Genomic DNA, 23,945 nt, shown 5'->3' on the forward strand with positions numbered 1-23,945 from the left:
CCGATGAGTTATCAGTGTCCGCTATGCCAGTTACCTCTGGAGCGACACCCGCGGCAATGGACGTGTGGTAAACATAGCTTTGACTGTGCGAAAGAAGGGTACGTCAACCTGTTGCCAGTACAGTTTAAGCGTTCAAAACAGCCTGGTGATAGTGCCGAAATGATGCAGGCTCGGCGTAGTTTTTTGGAAGCCGGTCACTATCAGCCGCTACGCGACATGGTGGCGCAACGCGTTGAGGCTATTGTGGCTGATGAGGCTGCTGCGCTGTTGGATATCGGCTGTGGCGAGGGGTATTACACCGCGGAGCTGGCGCAGCGTCTTGCATCGCACAGAACGATGACGATCTACGGACTGGATGTGTCCAAAGCGGCGATTCAGCGTGCGGCAAAACGGTATGAAAATGTTGAGTTTTGCGTTGCATCCAGCCAGAGACTGCCTTTTCGCGACGAATCCCTTGATGCTGTGGTAAAAATCTACGCGCCGTGTAATGACGCGGAGCTACAGCGCACCATTAAGGTTGGCGGTTGGGTAGTGACGGTGTCCCCGGGGCCTCGACATCTTTATCAACTAAAGGCGGAAGTCTACGATGAGGTGTTATTACACCAGAGCAAAGATGAAGCGCTCGTCGGCTTTCAGCTTATGGATCAGCAAACGCTCGCGTACCCGATGCAGCTATCCGGGAACGAAGCTGCGGCGTTATTGCAGATGACGCCTTTTGCCTGGCGGGCCACGCCAGATGTTAGCGAGCGATTGCGTGCGGCTGCCGTATTTCGTTGTGAAACGGATTTTATTATCCGCTTACATCAGCGTATTGATAGCGACGTCGTCGCTTAATCAAGATCGAGAAGAATAAAACGGGCAGCACGATAGTCGGGCTGCCCGTTGAAGTAAGATGAGTTTATCAGGCGGCGTAGCCGAGGTGCTCGTACAGGATATTGCAGCCGATACCAATCAGAACCAACCCACCAATCACTTCCGCTTTCTTGCCGAGAATCGGGCCGATGTAGCGGCCAATCATCATACCGATTGTCACCATGAGCATGGTGGCAAAACCAATCACCATCGCGGTATGAAAAATATTCACCTGAAGGAAAGCCAGACCGACGCCGATTGCCATGGCATCCAGGCTGGTGGCGACAGCGGTGCAGATCAATAACGCCAGACTATGATTTTTGACTTTCTCACAACGGCAGTCGTCAGAGCCTTTGAGTCCCTCAACGACCATACGGCCGCCAAGAATCAATAGCAGTGTAAACGCAACCCAGTGATCCCATTTGAGAATATATTGGCTGGCGAAAAAGCCAAGTGCCCAACCAATGAGAGGGGTGATAGCCTCGATGACACCAAAAATGAGTCCGGTACGGATGGCATCGCGGAAACGAGGATTATGCAGGACGGCACCTTTACCGATTGACGCGGCGAAGGCATCCATTGACATACCAAATGCTAAGATAAGTGTTGCTGTCATATTCATTGTAAATAGCCTCGGCTGGACGATTAACCATATACACGCAGATCATCCCCAACCCGAATGACGATCTTACGTGTCTATGGTCTCGCCTACCAATCACGCTTGGCCGCCCGCACCACGCTTATGCTCCTATAACAAGAGATAAACGAGTATGTTGATACGAGCATTTCTGATCAGTTATCGTGAATATTACTTAATCAGAAATCGGCTACTCCCCAATGACGGCGCAACCTTACCATATTATTTATGCGGCAAACAACACTAAAAGTTTTACGTGTTAATAATGCAATTGATAATTATTTTCATTTGATTGTCGAAATTGATTAATTGTATAAAATAACGTCAAAGTTATTGAGGTTAAAATACCACCAGAAAATGAGGTGTATGTTCGTGGTTATTTAAAATAATTCGCCTGATAAGTTTACCTCATTGATTCTCAATCATAAATTTATATATTTTTTCTAAATCATCAAGCTGAATAACCTGTATTAATAAACGCCGTTTCTCGAGGTCGATGACTAATATGCCATCCTCAGATAAATTCATATTTTTAATTCTGGTATAAGGAATGAATATATTCGCATAAAAGAAGCCGGCTGATTTAAACACCAGTTTAGGACGACGAATATAAGCCAGATAACACGCCATGAAGGCCAGAGAAATCAAAAGATAGGTAGTAAGAATAGCGCCATGGCTCATCACATTCTGATAAATAAGAATCCCCACTAAGCCGATAAAAATCAGCGTATCGAGCCGATTCATCCGTTTCAGAGGGACGAGGAGCTGGGTTTTCCCTTTGAGTTTATCCATGATGAACTCATCATAGATGGCATAAACCAGCGCTAATGCAATCAACACGACCAGCGTGATATCTGTCATTGTCATCCGTATTACCCTTGCTCGTTAAGCATCCAGAACCGTCATAAAAAATGGCCGGGCGTATTAGTACCCGGCCATTGGCTATTACACGCCGAGCAGGCCGATCCAGTATCCGAAGATACCAATGGCGAAGAAGCCCATAATCAGCCACAGTGCGTTCACCTTGCGCCGTAACAACCACATACAGCCGAACGTTAGCAGCAGGGGAACGAGTCCCGGCATAAGCTGGTCAAGGATAGATTGAACGGTGGTCACCGTGGTTGTACCGTTTTGGTTCGTCACCGTCGACACCACCATCGGAATGTTAACGTGAGTCCATTTATTGACCAAGGCTCCCATGACGAACAGGCCGAGAATAGAGGCTGCCTCGGTCATTTTTTGCAGGAAACCGCCGCCCATATCGCTGACGATATCGATCCCTTTACGGTAGCCGTAGGCGACGCCGTAGTAGCGTACCAGCAGGCGAACCAGGTTAAACAGGACGAAGAAGAGGACGGGCCCTAACAGGCTGCCGCTCATGGCAATCCCCGCACCGAGTGCGGCGAATACCGGACGGGCGGTGCCCCAGAATATTGGATCGCCGACGCCAGCTAATGGCCCCATTAGCCCGACTTTCAGGCCGTTTATCGCCGCATCGTCAATGGGGGCGCCGTTAGCGCGCTGTTCTTCCATTGCCATCGTTACGCCAAGTACCGGGGCTGCAACAAATGGCTGTGTGTTGAAGAACTCCAGATGGCGCTTGATCGCCTGTTTGCGCTCTTCCGAATTTTCAGGATAAAGACGGCGAATCACCGGCACCATGGAAAAACAGAAGCCGAGTGCCTGCATACGTTCAAAGTTCCAGGAACCCTGAAACAGGTTGGAACGGATAAACACCGCGCGGATGTCGCTGTCAGTGAGTTTTTTGACATTCGTGTTTTCGATCATTTTGCTCACTCCTGTTAATCCAGTTCGTTATCAAGGTCGTTATTGCCTGATGAAACCGGCTGGCCTTGAACCTTGTTATATTTCGGGCTGAGCTGGATATACAGCACCGCCATCACAATACCGATTACGCCCAGCGCTACCAGGTTGAACTGGGTGAACGCGGCGGTCACGAAGCCAAGATAGAAGAACGGCATCAGGTAGCCTGCACGCATCATGTTGATGACCATCGCGTAACCTACGACGACAATCATGCCACCGGCGATATTCAGACCGTTGGTGACCACTTCCGGGATGGAGTTCAGCATGGCGTGTACGGCATCGGTGCCGACGGAAATGGCCACAATGACCGCAGGGATCGCGATACGCATGGCCTGTAGCAGCAGGGCGGAGACGTGAATCCAACTAATGGCTGTGAGGTTACCTCGCTCTGCTGCGCTATCTGCCGCATGTTGGAATGCGACTGTGATGGTACGAACGATGATGGTTAAGACTTGCCCGGCTGCTGCGAGTGGAATCGCCAGTGCAATCCCGGCGCCGATCCCCTGACCGCCGGCAATAACCAGAATGGTTGAAATAATGGAGGCCAGCGCCGCATCCGGGGCGACGGCCGCACCGATGTTCATCCAGCCTAACGCGATCATTTCCAGCGTACCGCCAATAATGATCCCGGTTTTTAAATCACCTAATACTGCGCCAATCAGCGTACAGGCGACGAGTGGACGGTGGAACTGGAATTCATCAAGAATTGAACCCATCCCCGAAACACACGCGACGAGAAATATCAGCACAATTTGAAGTGTGGTAATCTCCATCGTACTTCTCCTATAAAACGTGTCTGAGTAAAAATTAATCGCCATCCCCGTTGTTTTTCAATGTCAACGTAGAGCCTTCAATGTCAACGTAAAGCTTTCTATGTCGGCATAACGCTTTTCAATATCGACATAAATACCTATCTTGAAAATCGCCAGGTCTATAAAGCTATTATTGATGGTGACGTTCGCGTTAATCACATTCGCATTGCGATAGATATCAGCGCGGCATTTTGTTAATTAAATCCATCATTTTAAGTCGAGTATCGGTTGAGACTTTCCGAACCTCCAATTCAATGCCGCGTTTATCTAACTCCCGGAATGCAGCGATATCCTTCTCGTCGATGGAAACGGCATTATTGACCTGCGTTTTCCCCTGTTTAAATGCCATCCCGCCAATATTAACCGAGGTGATTTTTACGCCATTTTCGATCAGCGTTAATACATCGGTCGGATTGGTGAATAACAGCATCACCCGGTCAGCGGCATATTTTGGGTTGTCGTAAACACGGACGGCTTTTGCGACATCCACCACGTGAGCGGTAACGCCCGGCGGCGCAACCTGAGTCAGCAACGTTTTACGCACGTTATCGGCGGCGACTTCATCGCTGACGACAATAATGCGCGAAACATTGGTTTCTTTCGTCCAACGGGTGGCGACCTGGCCATGAATCAGACGGTCATCAATACGCGCCAATCCGATCTTCATGTGTTCACCGGAACCGGCTGGTGTGGGAATGGCCTTGGCTTTTGGCGGCGGTGGAGGAGAAGAGGGCGCGGCTTTGGGCGTATCCTGATACTTCAGCGCCTTGACGCCATCCCTGCCGGCTTCCAGAGCGATAGCAACCAAATCGGAAAAGGACGGATTATCATCCCGAGCCATAAAGGTTTCCGCCAGCATGGGGATATTCACGCCGGCGATAACATCATGGTTTTCTTTGTTGGTGACGAGACGACTGGCCGCGTTGAATGGGCTACCGCCCCAGGTATCAACAAGAAACAGCACGCCTTGCGATGTGTCTAACTGCGTGAGTTTTTCCTGATATTTTTCTATCAATGTTTCGGCGTTTTCTCTAGGAACGAAATCGATCCAGGCGATATTGCTTTGCTCGCCAAGGATCATTTCTGCTGTCTTTAACAGCGGTCCCGCAGTGGCGCCGTGAGTGCATAACATGATTGCAATACTCACTTGCTACCTCCTCACGTTCACGATCATAAAGAGTCAATGTGTCAGGAAACCGGGTTAACGTTCAGTCGCTCAACGTCACCGTCGCGGTATTAGTATGGCTGCAAGAAAAAAATTTACCGTGGATTCATGACATTCACTGTGTTCCTCCAGGTTGTCAGGCGAGAAATCGTGACTGACAGATTTATTTTAGTTATCGAAAAAATAAATAGTGTGATGATCCTCTAATGCTGACCAGTTAAACGGGCGGCTAAAAGGATGCAGAAGCGGAAAATTTGAGCGTGTTATCAATGCGAAGCCGATCGACGAAATTCTTTGTGAAAATTGGTAACAACCTGTTAGAGTAAACGTCCCTTAAATTGCTTAGGAGCACCGGGCATCAGCCCTTCCCATGGACTGTCACCGACAAAACGTTCTCTGTTTCCCCGCTAATGCTGGCGGTTTTCTGTACTCAACTGGTCACTCAGACCACATTCATAATCTCTCTGATTCACATCAACTCTTTTTATTACCATTCAATGCGGCTCATGCATTGATGTCATCTGCTCGTTCATTTTCTGGAGTCTGACATGGAATTTTTGCTAGATCCTTCAATCTGGGCAGGCTTATTGACGCTGGTGGTACTTGAAATTGTTCTGGGTATCGACAATTTGGTGTTTATCGCCATTTTGGCGGATAAATTACCCCCCAAACAGCGAGATAAAGCCCGCATTATCGGTTTAAGCCTGGCGCTGTTAATGCGTCTGGGCCTGTTGTCTTTGATTTCCTGGATGGTCACACTGACGCGTCCACTGTTTAGCCTTGGTGATTTCAGCTTCTCGGGTCGCGACCTGATTTTGCTGTTCGGCGGTGTGTTCCTCTTGTTCAAGGCCACAATGGAATTGCATGAACGGCTAGAGAACAAAACGCACGATGGCAATGGCAATCGTGCCCACGCCAGTTTCTGGGCCGTAGTGGCGCAAATCGTCGTGCTGGATGCCGTGTTCTCGCTGGATGCCGTGATTACCGCAGTGGGCATGGTCGATCATCTGGGTGTGATGATGACGGCGGTGATCATTGCAATGGGTGTCATGCTGATTGCTTCTAAACCTCTGACCCGATTCGTTAACGAGCATCCAACGGTGGTTGTCCTGTGTCTCAGCTTCTTGCTGATGATTGGTCTGAGCCTGATGGCGGAAGGTCTTGGCTTCCACATTCCGAAAGGCTACCTGTACGCCGCGATTGGTTTCTCTATTCTGATCGAGCTGTTTAACCAGATTGCCCGTCATAACTTCATGAAGCACCAATCGCACCGTCCTTTGCGTGAGCGTACCGCAGAGGCCATTCTGCGCCTGATGGGTTCACGGAAAAACACGGATGATCTGGATGCTGATGAACCCCAGAAGAAACTCACGACAGAAGAGTTTGCTGAGGAAGAGCGCAATATGATCAGCGGCGTGCTGACATTAGCGTCGCGTTCACTGCGTAGCGTGATGACGCCACGTACTGAAATTTCCTGGGTGGATAGTGAAAGTTCCGTCGAGCAAATCCGTATGCAATTGCTGGACACGCCTCATAGCCTGTTCCCAATATGCCGCGGTTCTCTGGATGAACTTATCGGCATCGTCCGTGCCAAGGATCTGCTGGTGGCGCTGGAAACGCAGACGGATGTAGAAAGCTTCGCGGCGGCGAACCCGCCCATCGTCGTGCCTGAAACGCTGGATGTGATTAATCTGTTGCCCGTTCTGCGTCGTGCGAAAGGCAGTCTCGTCATCATCACCAATGAGTTTGGCGTAGTGCAGGGGTTGGTCACGCCGCTGGACGTGCTGGAAGCCATTGCAGGTGAGTTCCCGGATGAAGACGAAACGCTGGATATCATCCCAGACGGTGAAGGCTGGCTGGTGAAGGGCGGAACAGACCTGCATGCTTTGCAGCAGGTGGTGGATAGCAGCGATCTGGTTGACCCGAAGGAAGATTATGCTTCACTGGCAGGCCTGTTGCTGGCGCACAGTGATGAGTTTCCGAAAGTTGGCGATACCATCGAATTGCACCACCTGCGCTTCCATATCGTTGAGGTTTCCGAATACCGTATCGATCTGGTGCGTGTGGAACGCATTGTGGATGAGGAAGACGCTGAAGAAGCGTAATGCGATCCGCGTAAGTAGAACGTTTAAGCATATTTGAACGTTCCTGCGAGTAAGAGATAATCCGGAATCAGTTTTCTGATTCCGGATTTTTTATGCCTGAACAGAATATGGTTTCACTGTTGAGAGCTTGTTTCTAAGCGTGTCCAGAGGGTGAAGCGACAACAGAGGTCATGAAATACGCAGTATTGTATGATGAGGTGTAAAAGCCCTGAAATTATTGGTTAAGAGGATATTTTATCGCGACTTAATGCAAACCAATTGTCATAAAATTATATATTACCTGACATATTGAGCTTGGTAATTAACGGTTTTACTATGCCAAAAAAAATTATTATCATCAGGGATGAAACCATGCGTGGTTTTTTCAGGCTGATCCTTATCACGCCTGCGCTATTTTTTTGTACAGCATTTTCAGCATTCTCCGCGCAACTTAATCCGGCAGACCAAAAGGACATTCAGCAGTGGCAGGCCGAAGTGATCGATCAATCCCGGCAGCAGCGTGATTTATTATTGCAATTAAATCAGCCACAAATGACGATGAACCCAGTTGGTGAAAGTAATACCGGATACTGTTTGTCCATACAGGAAATTCATTATCACAAGAGTTCGCTGCTGCGTGAAAGCGATAAAGACCAGTTAAATAAAAGTCATATTAACCGTTGTATTAATGTTAATAACATTAATCTGCTGGTATATGACGGCAGCAATAAATACATCAAACAGGGCTATATTACCAACCTGACGACTCCATTGTGAGTCTTGCTAATAAAAACCGGATAGCGCCGTGGTGTATTACCGCGTTGGTCTGTCTTTTTAAGTATTCGTTTTTCATTGTTCGTTGTTAATCGTTACGACCGGGGATTCAGGGATGAAACCAGTAAAAACCACACAGCGCCTGCTGGCGTATACGCTGATCCACCTGATTGCGTTTCAGCCGCTGCTGCCGGCGATGGCGGCGGGCGTGCAGGTCGCGACGGGCAACACCGGGCTGGATCAGGCCGGCAATGGCGTGCCGGTCATCAACATTGCCACGCCGAATAGCGCGGGCATTTCCCATAACCAGTATCAGGACTTTAACGTCGGCAAGCCCGGTCTGATCCTGAATAACGGTACCGAACAGCTCAATCCGACCCAGCTTGGCGGGCTGATCCAGAACAACCCCAACCTGAAAGGCAAAGGCGCCGACGCGATTATCAACGAAGTGGTGTCCGGCAACCGCAGTACGCTGGCGGGCTACCTGGAAGTGGGGGGCAAACAGGCCAGCGTCATCGTGGCCAACCCCAATGGCATTACCTGCGACGGCTGCGGCTTTATCAATACCCCGCAGGTGACGCTGACCACCGGAAAACCCCAGCTGGATGCGCAGGGAAAGCTGCAACATATCGATGTGCAGCGCGGCGATATCACGCTGACCGGGCAGGGGCTGGATGCGAGCAAAAGTGACTACCTCAGTCTGATTGCGCGCACCGCGCAGATTAATGCCGGGCTGAATGCCAACGATACGCAGATTGTGCTCGGTGCCAGTCAGGTTGACGCGTCGGGCAAGGTGACGGCGCAGGCGGCGGATAGCGGCGTTAAGGTCGCGCTGGATACGGGCGCGCTGGGCGGGATGTACACCAACCGCATCAAGCTGGTGTCCAGCGACAAGGGCGTGGGCGTCAACGTTGGCAACCTGAGTGCGCGCAGCGGCGATATCACGCTGTCGGCCAACGGCAAACTCAGCCTCGGCGATACGGTGGCGCAGGGGAATATTCAGGCCGACGCGGACGCGCTGGCGCTGCGGGGCAAACAGCAGGCGGGTGACGCGCTGACGCTGAACGCCAGACAGGACATCACCTTGCAGGACGCGACGCTGCGTGCCGGGCAGGATATCGCTCTGCGGTCAGGCGGGACGCTTAACGCACAGAACAGCCTGGTCAGTGCGGGCGTGGATGCGCAGGGCACCGTCAGGTCAGCACATCAATTATCCGTAAAAGGTGACGCTGTCACGCTGGCGAATACCCAGCTTGCCGCCGGCAAGGTGACGGTCAACGCGGGGCAATCGCTGCAGCAGGATGCGAAAAGCGGCCTCAAGGCGGAATCGCTGCTCGATATGCGCGGCGACACCGTATCGCTGGCGGGGAGCGCGGGCGCTGAAAACGTGCGACTGGAAGCAAAGACCCTTACCAGTGCAGGCAGCGCGCAGCTTCAGGCAAAAGACAGCGCCACGGTACGCGTCACGCAGCAGGGCGACTGGCAGGGGAATCTGGCGGCGGGCAATACGCTGAGCGTGGAGGGCGGCCGTCTGGTGCAGCGCGGCACGCTGGCGGGGAAAACCCTCGCGCTGACGCTGGATACGCTGGATAACCAGGGCGATATCGCGGCGTTGCAGGCGCTGACGTTCAGCGGCGGCGACATAACGAACAGTGGCACGCTGGCCGCGGCGGAGCGGTTGACGGCTAACGCCCAGCGTCTGGACAACAGCGGATTACTCAGCGCCCGTCATGACGTGAAACTTGAGCTGCAAACGGTGCTGAACAATCAGGGCCATATTCTGACGGATAATCAGCTGTTCTTGCTGGCCGGCAGCCTCACCAATGGCGGCACGCTGCAGGCCGCGACGCTGAGCGCACAGGCTAACCGGCTCACCAATCAGGGCGAGGTCACCGCAAACGCCCTTGACCTGACCAGCCAGACGACCGAGAACCACGGCACCATCAACGCCCGGCAGATGCTGGCGCTGCACGGCGGCAGTCTGGTGAACCGCGGCACGCTCAGCACGGGGGAAAAACTGGCGCTGACGCTGGGTGAGTCGCTGGATAACCGCGGCCGGCTGCAGGCCGGCAACACCCTGCAGGTGACCGCCGACCGCCTCAGCAATGCCGGTACGCTCACGGCCCCTGCATTGCAGCTGCACACCGGTACGCTGGCCAATCAGGGGACAATTCAGGCAGACAACGCGCTGCAGTTGGACGCCACGCGCACCCTGACGCAATCCGCAACCGGTACGCTGCTGGCCGGCACGGACCTGACGGTGAACGCCGGACAGGCGGAGACCGAGGGAGCCATTCAGGCGCAGCAGTTCCTGCTGAAGGCCGAACGCTGGCTCAACGCGGGTAAAACCGGTATTACCGGTGACGGGCAGATTACGGCCACCCATCTGGACAACCGCGGCAGCCTGTTGACGGCGGGCAACTGGACGATTCACGGCGATGTCGTCAGCCAGGCCGGGGTGTTGCAGGGTAATGCACTGAATGTTCAGGCCACTACCCTCACCAGCAGCGGGCAGGCACAGGCGCGGGGCGCAGTGAACCTGACCGTCGCCGATACCTTTACCAATAGTGGTGACTGGCTCAGCGGAGAGTCGCTGCGTCTTCAGGCGGCGAACACCGAGAACCGGGGCACATTACAGGCGCTCACCCTGACGGCAGACGGGACGTCTCTCGACAACCGCGGCACGATGAGTGGTATCAATCACCTGTCGCTCTTCCTGAGCGGTAACCTGGATAACGCTGGCACCTTGCAGGGTAATCAGCTCAGCGTGGAAACCGTACAGCTCACCAATCAGGGTTCACTTCACGGCACCGACGCGCTGACGCTGGCGATAGCCGGCACCCTGTCCAGTCAGGGGGCGTTGCTGAGTGAGGATGACAGCACCATCACGGCCAAACGGTTCGATAATCAGGGCAGGTTGCAGGCGAAAAACGTCACGTTGCAGGTCGATGAACTGGATAACGCGGGGAACATCTTCGGGGTGTCCGCGCTGGCGCTGACGGCGACCCACGGGTTCACCAACCGGCAGGCGGGCAAACTGCTGTCTCAGGGGCTTGCGACGCTCACCGCGGCGGAGGTGGCGAATACCGGAGAGTGGCAGGCGAAAGCGCTGACGCTGACGGCGAATAATCTCACCAATGACGGGCAGATTCAGGGGGATGAGGCCTTGTCCGTGACGCTGCCCGCAACGGATGGCAAAGGCACATTCGTTAACCGCGGCACGGTGACGACAGGCGGGGACGCCACGCTGTTCGCACGCCTGATGGAGAATCAGGGCACGCTGTCGAGCCTGGGCAACACGGTACTGACGGGAACGTCGCTGATGAACGACGGTCGGGTAATCGCGGCGACAGGCCTGTCGCTGCGCGGCGACTATCAGGGCCGTGGCCTGCTGAATACGGCAGGGACATTGACGCTGGATGGCGACACGCTGGCGAATAACGGGCACTGGGAAAGCCGGGCGCTGTCCCTGCAAGGGAAGCAGGTGACCAATCAGGGCACGGTGCTGGGCAATACTGTCGCGCTTGCCGCAGAGCGTCTGACTAACCACGGCACCATTACCGGTGTCGAGACGCTGACGCTGTCGCTCGGCGACAGCCTGAATAATACCGGTGCGTTGCGCAGCGACAGCCTGTCGGTTGCGGCGGTGGACGTGAACAACCGTGGCGAGTTGCAGGGCACCAATCATCTGCAACTGAACACCACCGGGTGGCTGGATAACGCCGGGCTTATCAGCGCCAGCAATACGCTGACGGTCACGGCTGGCGACGTTAACCAGCGAGAGAAAGGCACGCTGGAAGGAAAAACCGTCACGCTGGAGGCGGCCTCGCTGGTCAATCAGGGTAACATCCTGGGCGTGGATGCGCTGACGCTGGCGATTGCCGGGAATATCACGAACCGTGGCAATCTACTGACGCAGGGCAACGCAACGGTGACCGCGCAGAGCACGGATAACAGCGGCCTGATGCAGGCCGCGTCCCTCTTGCTTGACGCGGATGAGGTCACCAATGCCGGGCAACTTCTCGGTATTCAGGCGCTGTCGGTAACGGCACAGCACGGGCTGACCAACCAGCAGACCGGCAAACTGCTGACGCAGGGCGCGGCGGTGTTGCAGGCGGCTCAGGTGGAAAACCACGGCGAGTGGCGGGCGGATAACCTGACGCTGCAGTCCACCCATTTCATCAACACGGGACGGGTGCAGGCCGAAGGCGATATCGGCATCACGGTCGCGCCTGCAAGCGCTGCACGTCAGGGTTCATTCCTGCCGATGGCGCTGTCGCTGGCAGCAGACATTCAGCAACTCAACGCGTCATCGTCACCTCAGGGACGTGAGGCGGGCGACGGTGTACTGGACAACCGCGGCACGCTGGTGTCTGGCGGCAACACGCAACTGCGCGCCACGCAGCTAGCCAATCAGGGCTCGCTTGCCAGCAACGGCGCGGCAACCCTTATTGGCGGGACGGTGGAGAATGCCGGAACCGTGCTGGCCGTCACCTCGCTGTCACTGACGGGCAATTATCAGGGCAGCGGGACGCTGCAGACTGACGGGTTGCTGGACTGGTCCGGCACCACGCTCACCAACCGCGGGCGCTGGCAGGCTAACACTATCCAACTGCAGGGACACGCGCTGGAGAATCAGGGCACGCTGCTGGGGCAGCGCACCGACATCACGACCAATACCCTGTTTAACGGCGGTGACATCGCCGGGACTGACACACTGCAACTGACGGTTGCCGATAGCCTGACCAATGCGGGTAACCTGTACGGTAAAACGCTGACGCTGTCGGCGACCGACCTGTTCAATCAGGGGGAGCTCTCCGGTGACGCGCTGCACCTGACGCTGCAGGACGCGGTTCGCAATAGCGGTCTTATCAGTGGCAGCCAGCGGGTGCAGCTTGAGGCGGAACAGGTCGACCAGCAGGGTTCACTGGAAAGCCGCCAGTTGCAGGTGCAGGCGGATGCACTCGACAATCAGGGCACGCTGCTGGGCGTGGATGCGCTGACGCTGGCGATTAACACCACGGCGCGTAACAGCGGAAAATGGCTGAGTCAGGGCGACAGCACGCTGACGGCCAGCCGACTGGAAAACCGCGGGCAATGGCAGGCCAACACGCTGACCCTGAGGGCGGATGCGGTTGAGAATGCCGGCCAGCTGCTGGGGCTGTCGGCGCTGACGCTGACGGCGAACAAGACGCTGACCAATGCGCAAACCGGCACGCTGCTCACTGAAGGCCTGGCGGTGCTGAAGGCCGTCGAGGCCGTTAACGACGGCGAATGGCAGGCAGACAGCCTGACGCTGGACGCGCAGCACCTGACCAATGCCGGTCATATTCAGGGTGACAAATCACTGACGATGACGCTGGCAAACGGCGACGTCACCAATCAGGGCACGCTGTGGAGCACGCTCGCCACTGTTGCTGCCCGGACGCTGACCAACGACGGCACCCTCACCGGCGTGAACGGCTTTCAACTGACGCTGGATGAGGCGTTAATCAATCAGGGCACGCTGAACAGCACTCAGCTGACCGCACAGGCCGACAGCCTGGACAACCGCGGGAAAATTAACGGCCTCGACCGTCTTGAACTGACAACCGGCAATAACCTCACCAACCGCGGCACATTGTACGGGGCGGCGGTGACGCTGAACGCGAACGACCTGACCAACAGCGGCGCAATCACCGGCGTCGACAGCCTGAATCTACATCTGAACGGGACGCTGAATAATACGCGTGACCTCAGCAGCAATGCGCTGACGATTAAGGCCAATGACGTCGTCAACCACGGCACCCTGACGGGGGTGAACGGGCTGACGCTGGAGCTTGGTAATCATCTTGATAATCAGGGCGCGCTGAACAGCCAGGCACTCACTATTGGTGCCAATGAGGTGACCAACGGCGGGCTGCTTAACGGAACGCGCAGCCTGCAGTTAACACTCAATGACACCCTGACCAACAGCGGTGACCTCACCGGTAAAAATATCAACGTCAGCGCGACGGATGTGCTGAACCGCGGGCAGATACTGGGCGCCGATGACCTGCAACTGAATGTGCGTAATCAACTGGATAACCGCGGGCTTATCAGCGGCAGCACCACGCTGGGTATCGCCGCGAACCATATCGACCAGCAGGGCACGCTGGAAGCCCGTAAGCTGAAGGTGAACGCCGGTACGCTGAACAATCACGGCAAGATGCTGGGCGTGGATGCCCTGACGCTGGCAATTGCGGGAACGGCACGCAATCAGGGCCACTGGCTGAGCCAGGGCAGCAGCACGCTGACGGCGGGTGAGGTTGACAATAACGGCCAGTGGCAGGCGGGCGATATCACGCTGCAGGCCGCTGACCTGACCAACCGCGGACAGATTTTTGGTATTAATGCGCTGTCACTGATGACCCTCAATACGCTGAATAACCAGCAGGGCGGGAAACTCCTGTCGCAGGGTATTGCTGTTTTACGCGCGGCGACGGTGACAAACGACGGCGACGCGCAGGCAGACCGCCTGACGTTTTACGCGCAGCAGCTGATCAACCGCGGACGCATTCAGGGGGATAACGGGTTAGCCGTTACGCTGGAACGCGCTAATCCGGCCAGCCTGCTCACCAATCAGGGCACGCTGCTCTCCGGCGGTGACAGCTGGCTGAGCGCCAGCCAGCTCGACAACCAGGGCACGGTCTCCGGCGTGGGTAAGCTGACGCTCGACAGCGGTGCGGTAAACAACGCGGGCAACGTAATTGCCGATGGGGCGCTGACGCTTGACGGCGACTATCAGGGCGCGGGATTGTTGCATTCTGCCGACACCCTGACGCTGCGCGGCAATCAGCTGCGCAACAGCGGGCGCTGGGAAAGCCGGGCGCTGACGCTGAACGGTGGTTCGTTCGACAACACCGGCACGGTTATCGGTGAGCGCGGTATCACGCTGGCACTGCGCGATGGCCTGACGGTCGGCGCTACCGGTCAGTTGCTGACCAACGGGGTGTTGTCCGCACAGGCGGGTACGGTCACAAACGACGGGGTCTGGCAGGGCAACACGCTGGCGCTGACGGCGAACGCCCTGACCAACGGCGGGGTGCTGCTCGGTCAGGACGGACTGCGTCTTGATTTGCCGGGCACCTATCAGGGGAATGCGCAGTCTCGTCTGCTGAGCGACGGCGACGCCGTTATCACGGCCGACCGCCTGAGCCAGAGCGGTGAGATAGCCGCGGGCACGCTGAGCCTGACCACCGGCACGCTGGATAACGGCGGGCGCGTGCTGGGCAGCCACGGCCTGACGGTCACCAACCGGGATGAGCTGATTAACCGCGCCGGGGCCGAGCTGCTGACCAACGGCACAGGAAAACTCGACAGCGGTACGCTGAGCAATGCCGGTACGCTACAGGCCGGTGACCTGCAACTGCGCGCCCGTGAGATGGAGAATCAGGGCCGTATTCAGGGTACTGACGCGCTGCGCCTGCTCGATGTGCTGCGCTATGTCGGTAATAAGGGCAGCCAACTGCTCAGCAAAGGCGCGGCTACGCTCCAGGCTAAACAGGCGGATAACGCCGGGTTATGGCAGGCGGGCACGCTGACGCTGAACGGCGACACGTTCAGCAATAGCGGCACCGTCGCGGGGCTGAACAGCCTGTCGCTCAACGGCGACGTGCTGAACAATCAGGGCGAGCTGTTCTCGCAGGGCAGCGTGACCGTGGTTGGCCAGACGCTGGAGAACGGCGGCACGCTGACGGGCGTCGGCGGCTTTACGCTGGATCTCACTGAGCGCGTCGATAATCTGGCTGCGGGGCGGCTGCTCAGCGGCGGCACAGGGGAACTGACCACCGGCGTGCTGCGCAATCAGGGACTGTGGCAATCGGACGATCTGCGTTTGATCGCTCGCGATCTCGAACAGCAGGGCAATCTGCTGGGCGTCCAACGCGGGACGCTGCAGCTGACCGGTGCCTATCAGGGCGCGCAGAGCAGCCAACTGGTCAGCGGCGGTGAGCTGAGCCTGACGGCCAACAACCTCATCAACCGCGGTCAGATACAGGGCAGCACCTTGACGCTGGGCGCGGAGTCACTCACTAACCACGGCACCCTGCGCGGTGACCGTGCGCTTAACGCCACCGTCATCGGCCAGTTCACCAATGCGCCGCAGGCGCGTTTAAGCAGCGACGGCACGCTGAGCGTGCAGGCGGCCGCGTTGAATAATCAGGGCGACATCAAAGCCGCGAACACCACGCTGATGGGGAGCATCATCGCCAATGGCGGCACGGTACAGGGCACCGCCGCGCTGCAACTGGACGCGACCGACCGGATTATCAACCAGCAGGGCGGACAGCTGTTATCCGACGGCACCACCACGCTCAACGCGGCGGTGGTAGACAATCACGGCTGGCTGCAGGGGCGCGGGCTGGCCGTCAACACGGCGCAGTTTACCCAGCAGGGCAGCCTGATGGCGCAAGATAAGCTGACGCTGAAAATTCCGCAGTGGGTGAATAACGGGCTGGTGCAGGCCGGTGAACTGGAGATTATCGCCGACGAACTCGACAACCACGGCACGCTGCTGGGGCTGACACAGCTGGCGCTGCAGACGCAGCGGCTGATTAACCGTCAGGGCGCGAAGCTCTACAGCGCGCAGGATTTGCGCCTCAAGACGAATGAGCTGCAGCAGGACGGGCAACTGGTGGCGCTGGGTAACCTGACTGCCGAACTCACCGGACCGCTGACCTTTACCCAAACCATGGCCGCCGGGAAACAGCTGACGCTGAACGTGGCGGGCGACCTTGACCAGCGCGGCACCTTGCAGGGTCAATCCGTCCAACTGGCCAGCACTGGCACGCTGAACAATCAGGGCCGTATTCTGGCAGGCGGCGGGGACTCGCGGATCAGCGCAAAAGACATCGTGCAACTGGAAGCGGGCAGTGTGCAGGCGGGCGGTAATCTGAGGCTGATAAGCGACAACACGCTAAATAACAAGGGGCTGATTGGCACCACGGGTGACCTGCTGGTGCAGGCCGGCGGTTTGCTACACAACAGCAGCATGTTGTATGCGGGCGGCAATATGCGCCTGCTGTCGGATTCCCTGACCAACGTGTTCGGCACCATACTGGCGGGCAATAACCTGCTCATTCAGCGTGACGCGCAGGGCAACGCCAGCACCTCGCTGCTCAACAGCTCCGGCACCATCGAAACGCAATCCGGGGATATCACCATTAACACCGGCACGCTGACGAATCAGCGTGAAGGGTTGGTGGTGACGGAAACGGAATTGGCGGGGGACTCGGTGCCTGAGTGGGCGGGGAAAACGATAGCGAATATTCCGATTGGGTGGTTTAAACCTGAGGATTATGGGATTTATGTATCAGAAGAGGAGAGTGGTGGAGGTGGGCACGGTGCTCCTAGGCGCTGGAAAAGCTACGCATATCTACCATTTAAAAATGCTGATATACAGAAGGTTGTAATTGAACATAAAACTATAGAAATAAAATCTGATAATCAGTCTGGTATTATCCGTTCAGGGAAAGATGCTTTCTTATATTCTAATGATTTGGTAAATCAATCATCTATATTAGAAGCGATTAAAAACATCAATCTACAAGGTGAGAGGTTAAATAATCTTTCATACACATCAGGAAGTTTTATTAAGGCTTTGATTTATAATCATATTTCCTTTCAGGAAAATGGGGAGGTTGCTCGGCCTAGTAGATATATAGATAAACATGATCGTGTGATGAACCGATATATGTCTTATAGATTATCAGGCACCCCAACCTACGAAAAAACAGTTGGCGAAAGTTATAACGCGTTAATTCAGGCGGGTGGCACCATTACCGCCGATGTTAAACAGGATATCAGCAATACCACGCTGCAGCCGGGCAGCGGCGGGTTTATGCCTGCGTCCACTAAACCGGTGCTGGATGCCATCACCACGCTGTCACCTTTGCAGAAGCAGACCTCGCGCCAGTTGGCCAGTCAGGATTCGTCGTTTAACGCCAGTGCGGTAGACGTTACTAAAGCAGGGAACGAACAGGCGGCGCTGGCAGGTAATGCAGCAGGCGTGAATGCGACGGGCAAAGCGGTGACGCTGGCGCAGCAGGCGGGCACCGCGCTGCAAGCGGGCGCACAGGCGGATAACATCACCACGGCCATCGCGGCGCCGAATACTGCCGGGCCGCTGACGCTCAACACCGGCGACGCAGTGGTGTTACAATCTTCTACTTCCAGCCACGTCAGCAATCCTGATGCGGTCGAATTGACGCAGCAGGCAGGCACTGCGCTGCAAGCAGGGGCACAGGCGGAGAACATCAGCGCGGTCATTACGGCGCCGACTACCAGCGGGCCGCTGACGCTCAACACCGGCGACGCCGTGGTGTTAGCGCCTTCAGCTTCCGGTCACGTCAATAACCCCGATACGGTCGCACTGACGTCGACGACTCAACGGCCTGATGCCGGGAATAACCTGACGCCGGTCAACGTGAACAACACCGCCGCGGGCATCACGATAGCGGGCACGGTGGGCACGCCTGCTGTGTTGACCACACCGGGCATGGTGGCGGTTGATGCACCGAAGCCTGCGGCCAGTACAGATACCCTGCCGGGCGGGAGTAAACCTGCTGCGCCACAGCCTCTCTCTGCCGCCGCGCTGCTGAGCGCCATCGGCAACGGGCTGCAAAATCTGAGTACCAATCCGCTTGCTGAGTACCCGCTGCCGACGGGCAATAACGGGCTGCTGGTTGTCGATCCAAATGCCGACAGCCGCTATCTGATCCACACCAACCCGAAACTGGAACAGCTGGGACAGGTGGATAATGCGCTGTTCAGCGATCTGCAGACGTTGCTGGGGCAGCAGCCGTCAACGGTGGTGCCGGTCGAAACGCGCTCTCAGTGGACGCAGACTGACCGGGTGCTGGGGTCGTCCTATCTGCTGGACAAGCTGGGACTGGATGCAGACCACGACTACCGCTTCCTCGGGGATGCGGAGTTTGATACCCGCTACATCAGCCAGGCGGTGCTGAAACAGAGCGGGCAGCGTCACCTGAACGGCACCGGCTCCGATTTGGCACAGATGCAAATGCTGCTGGATAACGCCGCGGCGGCGCAGAAAGGCATGAGCCTGCAACTGGGCGTCAGCCTGACGCCGGCGCAGGTGGCCAACCTCAGCCAGAGTCTGGTCTGGTGGGAAAATATCGAGGTCAACGGGCAGACCGTGCTGGCACCGAAGCTGTATCTGGCGCAGGCGGATAAAAGCAACCTGCAGGGCAGCGCGATTGTCGCGAACAGGGTCGAGCTGAACGCGGGCGGCAGCGTCACCAACAGCGGCACGCTGAAGGCCGTTGAGGTACTGGCAATCGCCAGCGGCGACAAGATTGATAACCACGAGAGCGGCCTGATCAAATCAGACGGCGGCCTGAATCTGGTGGCGCTGAATAACATCACCAACAGCGGCAGCCGGATTGAGGGCAACACGCTGCAGCTCGCCAGCATTAACGGCGATATCATCAACCACACGGCATCCCGTGACTGGCAAACGACACAGCCAGCCTCCTTACGCGATGGTATCGGTTCACTTGTGTTCACCGAGTTGGGCAAAACTGCCGAGATTGTTGCAGGCAAAAGCCTGACGCTCAGTGCAGGCAAGGATATCCGCAACGTGGCGGCTACACTCAACGCCGGACAGGACATGGCGCTGAATGCCAAAGGTAATGTGGCGCTTGAAGCATTGACTTTGAAAAACAACCATTTCGATATCGAATGGGGTCGTACTGATAATATAAATAATTCGTCTACTCAACATAGTTTAATCAGTGCTGATGGCGTACTGAAAGTAGTGGCTGGTCAGGATATTCAGATTGATGCCAGCCGGCTTTCTGGTGGTTCTGCGATGTCACTGACTGCGGGCAATGACATCCGCCTTATCGCGCAGGACACGCTGAAAGATACGTTAAGCCATACAGGTAGTGGCATCATACAGCGCCGCACGCAGGCGGTGGCAAACAGCCAGCTGCTGAGCGGGGGCGACCTGAATCTGGTGGCCGGACGGGATGTGCTGTCGGAAGCGGCCAGCCTGAACGCCAAAGGCAATGCGACACTGGCGGCCGGACGCGACCTGAATCTGCTGTCTGAAACCGAAGAAACCTACAGCGGCAACTGGTGGAACCGCCACGCCGACTGGCAGCAAAACATCACCCGGCAGAGCACCGAACTCACGACAGGCAACGGCCTGAGCCTGCAGGCGGGCAGAGATATCAACCTGCAGGCGGCGCAGGGCGTGGCGAGCGGTGCGGTGACGGCGCAGGCGGGCAACAACATCAACCTGCTGTCGGCTACGGAAACGCAGCATACCTTCTTTGAAGAAACCCAGGTTAAGAAGAAGCGGTTTTCGAAGACGGTGATGCATACCCTGCAGGAAACGTTGCAGACCAATGAGAAAGGCAGTCTGCTGTCGGGTGACAGTGTCACGCTGGCGGCCAGTCAGGATATCAACCTGCAGGGCTCCTCGGTGGTCGGTGACAAACAGGTGACGCTGCTGGCGAACAACGACGTCAACACCGCGGCCAGCGTCGAGAACTACCAGCACTATGAAGAGCACAGCAAGAAAAAGAGCGGCCTGTTCAGCGGCGGCGGCATTGGTTTTACCCTTGGTTCAACCTCGACCAGCCAGAAACTGCGTGACCAGGCGGCGACCCAAAGCCAGAGTATCAGCACCCTGGGCAGCACGACCGACTCGGTGACGGTGAAGGCCGGGAACGATGTCACGATTAGCGGCACCGATATGGTGGCCGGGAAAGACATCCTCCTGCAGGGCAACAACGTCACCATTGACCCGGGCTACGACACCCGCAAACAGCAGCAGGAGTTTGAGCAGAAAAGCGCGGGTCTGACCGTGGCGCTGTCCGGCGTGGTGGGTTCGGCGCTCAACAGCGCGGTGCAGAGCATTCAGGCGGCAAAAAGTGAAAGTGATGGCCGGCTGGCGCTGCTTCAGGGCATGAAGGCCGGACTGGCCGGGTATCAGGCCTATCAGGGCAGCCAGTCCGAACTGAACAATAAGGGGCAGTCGTCTTTTGTCGGCGTCAGCGTTTCGCTCGGGGCGCAGAATTCACGCTCCAGCCAGACCAGCGAGCAGAAACAGAGCTTTGGCTCGACGCTCAATGCGGCGGGGGATATCGGCATCGAATCGCGTACCGGGGATATCACGGTTGCGGGCAGCCAGCTTAAGGCGGGCGGCGATGTCCTGATGAACGCGGCGCAGGATATTCACCTGCTCTCGGCACGCAACAGCGAGGACATCAGCGGCAAGAACAGCAGCAGCGGCGGCAATATCGGCGTCAGCGTGGGACTGAGCAACGGCAGCGCGGGGCTCAGCATTTTTGCCAACGTCAATGCGGCGAAAGGGCGGGAAACCGGGACGGGCAACAGCTGGTCAGAAACCACGGTGGATGCGGGTAACCACGTCACGCTGAAAAGCGAGCGCGACACGCGGCTGACTGGCGCACAGGTGAACGGCGAGCGCATTGATGTTGATGCCGGACGTAACCTGCTGCTGCAAAGTCAGCAGGACAGCGAGCGTTATGATTCCAGACAGGTGAGCGGCTCGGCAGGCGGCAGCTTTACCTGGGGCGGCGGAGGCGGCAGCGGCTATATCAGCCTCAGCAAAGACAAAATCCACAGCAATTATGACAGCGTGCAGCAGCAGACCGGGCTCTTTGCGGGTAAAGACGGCTTTGGTATACAGACCGGTGAACATACCCAGCTTGACGCTGCGGTCATTGGCTCTACTGCCAGCGCCGAGAAAAACCGGCTGGACACGGGGACGCTGGGCTGGAGCGGGTTAGATAATAAAGCCGAATTCAAGGTGGAGCACAGCGGCGCCGGGTTCAGTGCCAGCCCGTCCCTGAACGGCAGTATGCTCTCGACGCTGGCGATGAACGTGCCGTCGGCGCTGATGTCGCTGGGGAGCCGCGGCAATGCGTCCAGCACCACCTATGCGGCAGTGAGCGACGGCACATTGTTGTTGCGGGATACGGCGAAACAGGTGCAGGATATCACTACGCTGAGCCGTGACGTTGAACATGCGAACAACGCGCTCAGCCCGATCTTTAACAAAGAGAAAGAGCAGAAACGCCTGAAACAGGCGCAGCTGATTGGTGAGATTGGCGCGCAGATGATGGATATCGTGCGCACGGAAGGCGAGCTGAAGGCGCAGAAAGCCGCGGAGGCTAAAGGCGATGCCACCGTCAAACGTCCGCAGGACGGTGATTCGGCGCAGGAATGGGAAGTCTATAAAAAGGCGCTGACGGAGTCACCGACCTACAAGGCCGAGATGCAGAAATACGGCACGGGCAGTGACTTCCAGCGTGCGGCACAGGCGGCGACGGCGGCGATTCAGGCACTGGCGGGCGGGGACATCCAGAAAGCGATTGCCAGCGGGGCATCACCGTATCTGGCGCAACTGGTGAAAGACGTCACGCTACCGAAGGATGAAAGCAAAATCACGGCGTCGGATATCGCGGCGAACGCGATGGCGCACGCGGTGGTGGGGGCGGTGGTCGCCCAGCTGTCGGGTCAGGATGCGGCCGCGGGGGCCATCGGTGCCTCCAGCGGTGAACTGGCTGCCCGCGCTATCATGGCGGAGCAATACCCGGGCAAGACGGCAAACGACCTGACGGAAGAGGAAAAGCAGTCGGTCAGCGCGCTTTCCACGCTGGCCGCCGGGCTGATATCCGGTCTGGCGAGCAACAGCACGGCTTCCGCCGCCAGCGGCGCGCAGTCCGGGCGTAATGCGGTGGAGAATAACTATCTGAGTGATAAGGATATCACTACGTTCACCGAAAAATATGCGAATGCGAAGACGGATGAGGAAAGAGATCAACTTAAAGCTGAACTTAGCCAGTTAGATAAAGATAAACAGCATCAAGCCTTATCGACCGGTATCCCGTTGAAGGAACAAAAAGCGGAACTGGAAAAACTGAAGTTGCTTGCTGCCTCACCGGATTGTGTCGGTCAATGTCAGGAGTTAGTGAGTTACTCGATTTCTCAGCTCGAACCAGTGGTTAACAACCCTCAATTACATCAGGATAATATTAACAAAGGGATATTGGCTGCAGTTATATCTGGTATAGCGCTTGAAAGACCTATCGGTGGAAGTTCTAATGCATCGCCGCTGACAAGAGAGCAACAGGAATTAATCAGAAAGGCTGAATCTATCTCAACAGCAAAGGGGATACAGAATCCGTTCCCGAGGGATCTGAATGAGCAAGTATTATGGAATGGAGTTAAGGCTAATCCATCGGCTGGATATCCACTGACGGGATTGAATAATGATCCTAAATTTCCTTCATCAGCAGGGTTCCAGAAAATGTCAGTCAATCATACACTCCCAGATGGTAGGAATATTGAAGTTCATTATCAATATAACTCATTGACTAATAAGGCTTATGATATGAAAGTTATCACACCACAACGTCAAGGCGCTTCATTTAAGGAAAAACAATGAAAATAATAACTCAACGAGGGGGATATCTCGTTGATGTTTATGCAGTCTATTGGGTTGGAGGCAACACTTACTTCTATGGTCTATCTAAGGGGAATGGTGGTTTGTCTGCTTATAAGCTAGGAGATGGCATAGATATAGTTGACTCGGATTTATCAGGTGAGTTTATTTATTTTAACCAAGGTATTTTTTATAAACCTTTGATAGAAGAAAAACTCCTTGATGATCTTCTTGAGTATGATGAAACAGCCTACAAACGGTTCCTTGAGATCCTGAAAGCGGAAGGACGAATAGATCCCGACTTCTATTAGTCATTATAAATCCCGGCCTCACA

10 protein-coding genes are annotated in these 23,945 nt (G+C 56.1%); 5 read left to right on the top strand and 5 right to left on the bottom strand.

Annotation, left to right across the window (positions count from 1 at the left end; translation table 11 throughout):
- Positions 1–3 precede the first annotated feature (3 nt).
- Positions 4–834, top strand: a complete 831-nt coding sequence (gene rlmA, locus NAL19_RS09780) for a 23S rRNA (guanine(745)-N(1))-methyltransferase (protein WP_263059553.1) — start codon at positions 4–6, stop codon at positions 832–834.
- A 67-nt stretch (positions 835–901) separates the two neighbouring features.
- On the opposite strand, the gene mntP is transcribed toward rlmA, so the two are convergent.
- The 5 genes from mntP to manX form a co-directional block, all read right to left on the bottom strand.
- Positions 902–1,474, bottom strand: coding sequence for a manganese efflux pump MntP (mntP, locus tag NAL19_RS09785; protein ID WP_263059554.1), 573 nt, complete (start codon positions 1,472–1,474; stop codon positions 902–904).
- A 423-nt stretch (positions 1,475–1,897) separates the two neighbouring features.
- Entirely contained in the window at positions 1,898–2,356 is a 459-nt protein-coding gene (locus NAL19_RS09790; RefSeq protein ID WP_263059555.1) for a DUF986 family protein, read from the bottom strand.
- A gap of 78 nt (positions 2,357–2,434) precedes the next feature.
- Positions 2,435–3,277 (bottom strand): PTS mannose transporter subunit IID, encoded by an 843-nt coding sequence (locus tag NAL19_RS09795; protein WP_263059556.1) that lies wholly within the window; start codon positions 3,275–3,277, stop codon positions 2,435–2,437.
- A 14-nt stretch (positions 3,278–3,291) separates the two neighbouring features.
- A complete protein-coding gene (locus NAL19_RS09800; RefSeq protein WP_180741101.1) occupies positions 3,292–4,089 on the bottom strand; it encodes a PTS mannose/fructose/sorbose transporter subunit IIC in 798 nt (265 codons plus the stop codon).
- A 217-nt stretch (positions 4,090–4,306) separates the two neighbouring features.
- Positions 4,307–5,275: a PTS mannose transporter subunit IIAB gene (manX, locus tag NAL19_RS09805; protein WP_263059557.1), complete on the bottom strand. Its 969-nt coding sequence runs from the start codon at positions 5,273–5,275 to the stop codon at positions 4,307–4,309.
- 566 nt (positions 5,276–5,841) lie between these two features.
- Between manX and NAL19_RS09810 the strand changes: the two genes are divergently transcribed.
- The 4 genes from NAL19_RS09810 (at position 5,842) to NAL19_RS09825 (ending at position 23,922) form a co-directional block, all read left to right on the top strand.
- Positions 5,842–7,398: a TerC family protein gene (locus tag NAL19_RS09810; RefSeq protein WP_225087990.1), complete on the top strand. Its 1,557-nt coding sequence runs from the start codon at positions 5,842–5,844 to the stop codon at positions 7,396–7,398.
- Between the two features lie 294 nt (positions 7,399–7,692).
- Positions 7,693–8,154, top strand: coding sequence for a POTRA domain-containing protein (locus NAL19_RS09815; RefSeq protein WP_263059558.1), 462 nt, complete (start codon positions 7,693–7,695; stop codon positions 8,152–8,154).
- A 112-nt stretch (positions 8,155–8,266) separates the two neighbouring features.
- Positions 8,267–23,614 (top strand): hemagglutinin repeat-containing protein, encoded by a 15,348-nt coding sequence (locus NAL19_RS09820; RefSeq protein ID WP_263059559.1) that lies wholly within the window; start codon positions 8,267–8,269, stop codon positions 23,612–23,614.
- On the top strand, positions 23,611–23,922 hold the full coding sequence (locus tag NAL19_RS09825) for a hypothetical protein (protein ID WP_263057368.1): 312 nt from the start codon (positions 23,611–23,613) through the stop codon (positions 23,920–23,922). The genes NAL19_RS09820 and NAL19_RS09825 overlap by 4 nt, the downstream gene beginning before the upstream one ends.
- Positions 23,923–23,945: the final 23 nt, after the last annotated feature.

This window comes from Pectobacterium sp. F1-1 (assembly GCF_025643735.1).
In the GTDB taxonomy this organism is placed as follows: Bacteria; Pseudomonadota; Gammaproteobacteria; order Enterobacterales; family Enterobacteriaceae; genus Pectobacterium; species Pectobacterium colocasium.